At 41.8% G+C, this 8,515-nt stretch carries 9 protein-coding genes; 2 read left to right on the top strand and 7 right to left on the bottom strand.

The features are described 5' to 3' along the window. Positions 1–321 precede the first annotated feature (321 nt). Complete coding sequence (gene yegD, locus AB4232_RS18770; protein ID WP_009845669.1) at positions 322–1,674, bottom strand: molecular chaperone; 1,353 nt, start codon at positions 1,672–1,674, stop codon at positions 322–324. Between the two features lie 159 nt (positions 1,675–1,833). Between yegD and AB4232_RS18765 the strand changes: the two genes are divergently transcribed. Then, positions 1,834–2,142: a DUF1289 domain-containing protein gene (locus tag AB4232_RS18765; protein ID WP_372087730.1), complete on the top strand. Its 309-nt coding sequence runs from the start codon at positions 1,834–1,836 to the stop codon at positions 2,140–2,142. 128 nt (positions 2,143–2,270) lie between these two features. Here the strand turns inward: AB4232_RS18765 and AB4232_RS18760 are convergent, their stop codons facing one another. The 6 genes from AB4232_RS18760 to AB4232_RS18735 form a co-directional block, all read right to left on the bottom strand. Further along, on the bottom strand, positions 2,271–2,621 hold the full coding sequence (locus AB4232_RS18760) for a HopJ type III effector protein (RefSeq protein WP_017097028.1): 351 nt from the start codon (positions 2,619–2,621) through the stop codon (positions 2,271–2,273). Between the two features lie 104 nt (positions 2,622–2,725). Further along, positions 2,726–5,299 (bottom strand): quorum-sensing autoinducer 2 sensor kinase/phosphatase LuxQ, encoded by a 2,574-nt coding sequence (gene luxQ / locus AB4232_RS18755; RefSeq protein ID WP_372087729.1) that lies wholly within the window; start codon positions 5,297–5,299, stop codon positions 2,726–2,728. Continuing rightward, complete coding sequence (locus AB4232_RS18750; protein WP_372087728.1) at positions 5,299–6,393, bottom strand: substrate-binding domain-containing protein; 1,095 nt, start codon at positions 6,391–6,393, stop codon at positions 5,299–5,301. The genes luxQ and AB4232_RS18750 overlap by 1 nt, the downstream gene beginning before the upstream one ends. Positions 6,394–6,699: 306 nt before the next feature. Continuing rightward, on the bottom strand, positions 6,700–7,014 hold the full coding sequence (locus tag AB4232_RS18745; RefSeq protein WP_009845674.1) for a GIY-YIG nuclease family protein: 315 nt from the start codon (positions 7,012–7,014) through the stop codon (positions 6,700–6,702). Then, entirely contained in the window at positions 7,015–7,671 is a 657-nt protein-coding gene (locus tag AB4232_RS18740) for a YceH family protein (RefSeq protein ID WP_017100949.1), read from the bottom strand. It abuts the gene before it with no gap. Between the two features lie 63 nt (positions 7,672–7,734). Then, on the bottom strand, positions 7,735–7,935 hold the full coding sequence (locus AB4232_RS18735) for a hypothetical protein (protein ID WP_009845676.1): 201 nt from the start codon (positions 7,933–7,935) through the stop codon (positions 7,735–7,737). 195 nt (positions 7,936–8,130) lie between these two features. Here AB4232_RS18735 and AB4232_RS18730 point away from each other — a divergent pair, with 195 nt between their 5' ends. Then, complete coding sequence (locus AB4232_RS18730; RefSeq protein ID WP_004730049.1) at positions 8,131–8,445, top strand: DUF496 family protein; 315 nt, start codon at positions 8,131–8,133, stop codon at positions 8,443–8,445. Positions 8,446–8,515: the final 70 nt, after the last annotated feature.

The following is an 8,515-nucleotide window of genomic DNA, read 5'->3' as shown; positions in this document are numbered from 1 at the left end:
ATTAATAACAAACCGTAAGCTAATTTTTGGTATATTTTGATATAAAAAACCTTCAATTTTTTGATTTTCCAATCATAAAAACAGCATTAGACACTTAGGCTACAAACGACTTTCCAGACCATTCTGCGACATACCATTAACTTAGAAACATCCTGTAACATAATGAGCCGTGCTGAAATATTTAGCCTTGTGAAACAATTCCCAATTTGAACTAGGAAAAGTTGCTTTATTGGTTATTGCTTTATTGAAAGTTCACTAGAGAAAATACAAAAAAGGGCAACCAATCCGTGACTGGTTGCCCTAATACAAGTTAGTACATTCTTATTTGAAGCAAACCTCAGCCCAACGTGCTAGGCCTGAGGTTACGGAACCAAAATAGTTACCACTCACAATTGGCACATTCGGTACGGCTTGTTGTACTGCTTCTCGAAGAATAGGAGAACGGGCTGAACCACCCGTCATGTAGATGACATCTGGCTTTTTCTGACCTTGTTGAATCGCTTCTTTGACCAATTCAATCATCTTAGATTTTGGCGTTTCAATCGCTTCAATCATCTGCTCAACGGAGATATCCACTTCAATCAGCTCTGATGCAACATTGATTGCTGTTCGATATTGGGAGGATTCTGCCAATGCAATCTTGGCTTCTTCCGCCCGACGCACAATGCTGTAACCTAAAGTATCGTGATAGACCTTCATTAAACGGTCTAACTTTTGAGGCTCTGAAGCTTCTTTACGAAGTAACTTTAACGCGGCTAGGTTTTCCCTTGAATAGAAGTTTTTTTGAGCTTCTACATTGTTTATCGCAATTGGATTCCAGAATTGAGTCAACGGCATATCGATACCCGAAATACCTTTACTACCCATACCGAAAGGTGACATCAATTGTTTGAAGGCAAGGTAAATATCAAGATCATTCCCCCCTACCCTTTGTCCACTGTGTGCTAACAAGCTTTGGGTGCGGTTCGCTTTACCAGACCAACTTGGCCCCATTTCTAACAATGAGCAATCGGTGGTACCACCACCAATATCGACAACCAATACCGTTTGGTTTTCAGTCAGAGTACTTTCGTAATCAAGGCCTGCAGCGACCGGTTCAAATTGAAAAGCGATATCAAGGAAACCTGCACGTTTGGCTGCACGTGAGAGTATATCTTCGGCTTGTCGGTTTGCTTCTTCACCACCACGACCATGGAAGTTAATTGGTCGGCCAATAACAGCTTGTTTGATCGGCTCTTGAGTCGTAATTTCAGCTTGATGCTTGATATTCGCCATCATGGCGCACACTAAATCTTCGAAGAAACTCACCTGAACATCATGCAATCCACTGGCACCAAGGAAAGACTTAGGGGACTTAACGTAATAAACGTCACGAGGGTCTTCCAAATAGAGGTCCAATGCAGCCTGACCAAATGCCATGTCTTCTGGCACTAGGTCAATACTCTCTTCTCGGTTCAGAGCGATAGCACGTCGCAACACCTGCTCACCAATCGCATCACTCGGTTTGATATTCAAATGGCGAAATAGGTGCTCAGAAACGCTCTCACGAGTAGGTGCAAATACCGTTGAGGGAATATAATGGTTGCTACCTTCTAATGGTAACAGGCTTGGTTCTCCATCAACCATCGCCGCGACAGAACAGTTCGCTGTTCCATAATCAAACCCAATAAACATAATATCCCCCACTCAACAAAAGGGGCGAGATGCTACATGAAAAGCCTTTAAATTACGAGGTCATTTCTAAATTTAACTGAGTAATTTCTTAGCCTAACGGCTCTTAATAGGCAAACAAATATGCTACATTTCAGCCCAAATGAATCATGGGTTAGATAGATGAAAACACCTTGCCGAGCGGCTTGTAAAAATAATGGCGGAATGTGCAGTGGCTGCTTTCGAACAATGGATGAAATTATAGGTTGGAAAGGCTTATCTGAAGACGAACGAACGTCAGTCATGGATCACCTTAGTGGCGAGAGTTCGACTCACCAATGTCCGCAGTGTCGTGAGCCAGCTCAATGCGATATTAGTGCGGGTAAAGAGACGTGCTGGTGCTTTGAGTTAGAGAAGCGTGATACTAGCAATATTCCAAAAACTGGTGCTTGCATGTGCCGTAAATGCCTGTCTGCCTTGCCTATTCAGTAGCTTACGAACCTAGTCAAGAGTTTGCGAGCCTGTTCATCATATACAAAAAAGCGAGAGGTTGTTCTCTCGCTTCAAGATACGACATTAAGTTTCGACCTACTACTTACTAATAGTTATCTAGTTAGTGGTTACTTCGATTTTGCAATCAGCGCAGGCTGAGAAAACTGTACTCCGCTCCAGCCATGAGTCATGAAGTTACGAATATTTTGATGGTCAGTGTTCTCGGGAAAACCTAATACGTCATTACGATAAAATTGACCAAAACAAGCAAGTGTTTGCTCTGCAGATAGACCTTGCTCTAAACCAAAAGCAAAAATCTTACACGAACCATTATTCTGCCCAGCGGCATTCACTACATCGCCATTACGAAATTCACTCTCAGCAAAATCATAATGAGCTTCTATCACTTGTATTGTGTCTTCAAATTGCACGCTTTCTGGGGTATCAGCCAGAGTATTCAATAAGGTTTGCAGTTCCATTTAATATTTCTCCATCAAGTACATATCTGAAGCAGTGTATCTTGTTTTTCAGCAAGAGTAAGCCGTTGTTTCCTTGAATCAGTGACTCACTTTCTAGCTTCGACTTAATGCTGAGTATCATCCCAGTACAGTTGTTTGAAATGAACAAAAGCTTTGTGCAACGACGCTTCTTTTATCGGTTTTACGATCACATAATTTGCTCCAGCAGCCATGAACCTTTCTCTTGTTGACTCTTGAGCATCGGCAGTACACGCATAAATCGGAGCTGTTACGCCAATTTGCTCTCTTAGTTGCTGAGTGGTTTCAATTCCACCCAGATTAGGGAGTTGATTATCCATTAAGATAAGATCGTAAACCGTGTTTTTTGCTAGCTCTATCGCTTCCAAGCCACCTTTTGCCCAAGTAACCACCATCCCATACTTTTTGCAAAATGCCTGTGCGATAAAGGCGTTAGTGTGATTATCTTCCACTAGCAGCACTTTCAACGAACGACTAAACAATGCCTCAGGCTCGATGTGGGCTTGTTTCTTAACGTCGACAAACAGAGGCTTGGAGTGTAACTCCACTGGGATTTCTATAATGAACTCAGCCCCCTGATCTTTAACGCTTCGGACTTGAATGTCTCCCTCCAGCATATCGACAAGGTTCTTTACAATCGTAAGCCCAAGTCCTGAACCGCCATACTCCCGAGTCGTCGTTTCTTCTGCTTGAACAAAAGGTTCAAAAATAGCATCGATCTTACTCTCGTCAATACCTATGCCACTGTCTTTTACTCGAACAATCAAGCTAGCGAAATCAGTATTCAAGATACTTTCGATTTCAAAACTGACGGAAATACTGCCTTGATGAGTGAACTTAAGGGCATTGCTCAGTAAATTAAACATGATCTGGTTCAAGCGAACCTGGTCGGTGTGTATTTTGATGTCATCAATCAAGTGATTCACAATGGTAAACTCGACGGATTTATCCTCACAAAGTGGGCGATAGATGCTATCTAAGGTATTAACCAACTCTCCTAGAAGGAAATCTTTCTTCTGAATATTGAATTGTCCCTGCTCTATCTTAGAAAAGTCCAAAATATCATTTAGTACCGCCAGTAGATGTTCTGCACTATGACAAAGTACATCAACCTGATCACGGTTATCTTCACTGTGTATTGAACGTTTAAGCAACTGAGAGACACCGAGAATACCATTCAGTGGCGTACGAATTTCGTGACTCATTTTAGCGAGGAAGTCTGCACGCACACTGGCAAGATGCTCTGCCTCTTCACGCGCTCGATCTGCCTGTCTTTCTGCTTCTATAAGTTTAGTAATATCTTGACCTTGCACCACCACACCGCTAATACCGTGTTCAACACGGATTGCAGACATGTTCCAACGAAAAACCTTCTCGCCGATTGGCACGTTAATGCCCGTTAGTTTAGAGCCTTGAACCACCATCTGGATATTCGGTAACATGCGAAGCTCAAACTCTCGAGCCATTGCACCATAGTTATCATCTTCATCAAATAGCGCCATACGAGCCGCTGGGTTCATCTGAATTAAGTCACCTTTTTCGGACCAAACCAAAATTGGCGAATGCGCAAAATTAAACAGGTCTTGGAATTTTTGGTGTTGCTCAGACAGGCGCTCAAAAGTATCTTCCAACGTGCAGCCAATATGGTGAAATTCGAAAATATTTGAACCATCAAACTTGCTGAACTCTTCATTACCACTTGCAGAGCGAGTGAATTCCATTAACTTATCAAGTTCTGCCGCGACTCTTCTTTGAATCCAAGCACGCGCAAGGAAAGACATGATGATGATCACCACAATCATAACAATGATCGCACGTTCATAGTTCTCTTCGAGTGCAATGAGATTCGTGTTCTTCTGAACCGCGCGAATGGTAAGGGGCGTTTCAACAGCATTGATCTTAATGGTTGCAATGGTGACGAAATGACGAGGTAGCTGCTCGTACATTTTATAGCTGAGGACGTCTTTTATCGTATAGCTTTCATCACCACTGAATGTCGATGTCACAGGAGTACCATGCGCTTCAATGACGATATTTTCGCAATTACTGCCTTGCTGGATAGATTCAGCCAATGGAAAATTGCTGTCGAGTACAATAGCAACATAAAGCTGCCCTAGAACTTCGCCGGTCTGGTTATCAACAATAGGGGTTCGTCGAGCCAACAAATGACGCTTACCGATATCCGTCATCAGCTGAATGAAGTGCCAGTTACTACTGAACGCAACCTCATCAGAAATATGTTTTAAACTGGACGCATCTAAACCATAAAACTGACCATTGCCATCCTCCCAAACCAAACCGTTATAGGTAGAAACAAAGCGCAAGTCAGGAGCATGTTCCGGCTCACGTTGGTCAACACCATAAAAAAAATAGCTCAGAGCCTCTTCGTTATTGGTATCGAAATACTCCCTTAAAGTTTCACTGTGTGAACTGCTGTCCTGATGGATTTGCAACACTGATAAACGATAATCGAACATATTTTGGATCAAGCTAGAAGTTTGCTTAACCGTTCGATTCGTCTCTTGCTTTACAATACTACTGCTTGTTTCATAGTTATGAATAAGCACGCCAAGTGCCATCACGCCTATCACTAAAATAATGATACGCGTAATTAATTTAGCTAAGGTATTCCTTGGTGTAATGGCGTAGCTTTTTTTCATTATTGGCCTGAGTACCTAAATGCTCGCTGCTTAAGTTCTGAAATACGTTCTGGAGAATCCTCTTTAGTCACAATCTCAAATTCTCCTGAATAGACGGTAGGGACTTCCAATCCGGTAAGATCCCATTTGATCGCCTCTGCCATCGCAATACCCGTATCATCATTCATGCGCATGATCGTAACATCTAAGTCGCCCCTTGCTATAGCTTCCAATTCCGCAGAGCCGCCTCCCCAGCCATTAACTAAGACATCTCGACCAGATTCTCGAATAGCTTCTGCAGCGCCCAGAGCGACATCAGTTGAACATGCATAAATAAAGTTTAGATCCTTATCGTTAGCTAGGCTGATTTTAGCTGCTTGGTAACCGCTCTCTTTACTTGATTTAGTGTAAAACGACGACTTAAGAGCAAAGTTGGTATCCGAATTCACATCATGGATAAAGGTATCTCCACGAGCATCGCTAATATAACCTTCAGAGCGATATAACACAGAATATTTGCTGTCCGGTTCACTCACTTGTTTGAAGTAATTCGCTAGCTTTAAACTACCCGTCATATGGTCGAAACCCACATACATGAACGGCTGCCTGTCCGCCCACGCACGTACTGGTGTGGTAATATTTTGCAAAATCAATTTGGTGTCCGTTGAGCTCAACACGTGTTCAATAAACTTACGGTGTCGCGTCGTCTCTAACGTAAAAATTAAATAATCCGTTTTATTTTCAATCGCTTCTTGCAAAGAGATACTCTGCTGAGTGGGGTTAGCATTATCACGAGTAAAAACCTGATTTATTTGATAATTAATTCTCAATTTATCTAGGCGTTTCTCAAAGGCTTGGATATTACGAACCCAATAATCGGAGATCTGTTGCCCCGGGTACACAACTGAAATCGTGATAGGTTCATCCTGAACTTGCCTCAATGGCATAGGGGGATTTTTCACAGCTTCAACCATTTTATCGGTCAATGCTTTTTGCTCTGGGAATTTAGTGAGGTAATCCTGATATTCCCAATAGCCATTCAGGACGTGTGTACCGTGGGAGAGAGCAGACGCAGAAAACACGGCAACTCCCAATAATATAAGTAAACGTTTCATATTTTTCTCGTTTTATATGAGCTACTTTGGCTCATTTTTTAACCTAGCATGACACCATCTCTTTGTATGGCTGAAAGATATTATGTAGGACAACGAGGATAAATGATAGCGTCTAATACTAATTGGTATGTCATTCTAAATGTGCAGTGTGTAAATTTGGAACAGAGATTAAGATTAATGAGTCCTAAGATAAAAACAACTCAATTAAAAACAAAAATACCACTATTTAATCAATAACTTAAAAGATCTCCTTGCAACAATTCACGCGACTAACATTCGGCCGAGAATTAGAATTCTAACGATGAGTTACGATACTGGAATATACTGAATTTTGTCTTGTTGCCACTCAATGATTAGTTTGAGTGATACTAATTTTTCCTTACGAGATTTGGGTAATTGTTTGATCGCGTATTCGGTTTTTAACGCCTCACTTTTTGACCCAACACCAATACTCCAAACCAACTTAAGTGGGCCTTTACCTTTTAAGGCTTTTGCACCTTTGCCCGTTTGATGTTGTTCGAATCGACGTTCTAAGTTATTCGTCACTCCACAATAAAGAGCATTGTGTCGATTGCGGATCAAATACACGACCCAATCCGCATTTTTGTCAGATTCCGACATTTAAAGCAGTGATTCAACCAGAGCCTTAAGCTCTGCCACTTCTTCACGTAGGCTCGCGACTTCTGATTCAAGTTCTTCAAACTTTTCACTGGATGCAGATGATGAAACAGCGCTTACTGATGCCGTCGCAAACGCTTCAATGTCTACTTCGCCGCTCAGTAAGTGTTGGTAGCGTGATTCTCGTTTACCCGCTTCTCGTGGTAACTTCACGACTAACGCACCCGCTTCTCTTGCCGCGAGTTTTTCGAGTATTGATTCAACCTCTTTCACATCGCTAAAGTTTGCAAGACGACCAGTTCGAGTACGAAGCTCACCCGGGGTTTGGGCCCCACGAAGCAGCATGCAGCAGATGATTGCACGCTCTTGCTCTGTAAATTGCAGATCACCAAATTCAGTGTTGCAGAAACGGTGCTGATACTTATTAACTCGGCTGTTGAAGCTGCTTTCATCGCTCACCATACGACGTCCGATCAAACCATCAACCGCATCTAAAACGTCTGACTCAGACAGAGAGAGCACAGGTTCACGGTTACTCTTTTGATTACAAGCCGTTGTTAAACTATTTAGTGTCAGTGGGTAATGATCTGGAGTAGTCACTTCTTTCTCGATCAAACAACCGATAATTCTCGCTTCAATTGGGGAAAGTACTGTGTTCATCGTTTTTCCTTTTTATTATTTTGATAATTCCATCTCAACATTTAACAATGCAGCCAGTTATGGCTAATGCTCAGACAAAATCGGTACTCGTTTCTTTCTGCCTTGTTCATCAATCATTATGATCTTAGAACGATTTAGCTCTATTTCCACGACTTCCAAATTAGTGCGCTCTTGTACATACGCATCACGAAGCTTATTTTGTTCTGCCGAAGATTCAACGACATCGTCGCCCAAATCTTCTGTTTCCAATTGTTGTTGATTCATTTCACATGTCGTATCAATGCAGTATCTAAATGGGATACTAACTTGAACGGTAAGATAAAAACAATCGTACGTTAGAGAGAGTGACGAATAATTAAACAACCTTACTTTTGCTTTGATCTAAATACTGTTACATCATCAATTGATGTGCTTTAATCAGAACCAGACAACGTATTTGACGATTAGGAAAAGGAATCTATGAGCAGCGTATTTGAAATTGTTAACCAAGCACGACGTAAGAACAAACTTAAGCGTGAACTTTTAGACAACGAAAAGAAAGTTCGTGACAACCGCAAGCGTGTCGACCTTCTTGATAACCTACTTGATTACATCAAGCCAGAGATGACTCACGACGAGATCCTAGGCATTATCAAAAACATGAAAGCTGACTACGAAGACCGCGTTGATGATCACATCATCAAGAGTGCAGAGATCTCTAAAGCTCGTCGCGACATCAGCCGTCGTATTCGTGAACTAACAGAAGAAGACAAGCAAACTCAAGGTAAGAAGTAATCTAACCTAAAGAATTTACTTGCAACAATGTTAGGGCGTGTTGACCTTTCGAGGTTAAATTTTGTTCGAG

This window comes from Vibrio sp. 10N.286.46.A8, assembly GCF_041470165.1.
GTDB classification, from domain to species: domain Bacteria; phylum Pseudomonadota; class Gammaproteobacteria; order Enterobacterales; family Vibrionaceae; genus Vibrio; species Vibrio tasmaniensis_A.
This window is presented reverse-complemented; position numbering and strand designations above follow the sequence as displayed.

Coding starts and splice junctions, on each gene's coding strand:
- AB4232_RS18740 (WP_017100949.1), bottom strand. CDS start 7,671: ATGAACACAGTACTTTCCCCAATTGAAGCGAGAATTATCGGTTGTTTG.
- AB4232_RS18765 (WP_372087730.1), top strand. CDS start 1,834: ATGAAAACACCTTGCCGAGCGGCTTGTAAAAATAATGGCGGAATGTGC.
- AB4232_RS18730 (WP_004730049.1), top strand. CDS start 8,131: ATGAGCAGCGTATTTGAAATTGTTAACCAAGCACGACGTAAGAACAAA.
- AB4232_RS18735 (WP_009845676.1), bottom strand. CDS start 7,935: ATGAATCAACAACAATTGGAAACAGAAGATTTGGGCGACGATGTCGTT.
- luxQ (WP_372087729.1), bottom strand. CDS start 5,299: ATGAAAAAAAGCTACGCCATTACACCAAGGAATACCTTAGCTAAATTA.
- AB4232_RS18760 (WP_017097028.1), bottom strand. CDS start 2,621: ATGGAACTGCAAACCTTATTGAATACTCTGGCTGATACCCCAGAAAGC.
- AB4232_RS18745 (WP_009845674.1), bottom strand. CDS start 7,014: ATGTCGGAATCTGACAAAAATGCGGATTGGGTCGTGTATTTGATCCGC.
- yegD (WP_009845669.1), bottom strand. CDS start 1,674: ATGTTTATTGGGTTTGATTATGGAACAGCGAACTGTTCTGTCGCGGCG.
- AB4232_RS18750 (WP_372087728.1), bottom strand. CDS start 6,393: ATGAAACGTTTACTTATATTATTGGGAGTTGCCGTGTTTTCTGCGTCT.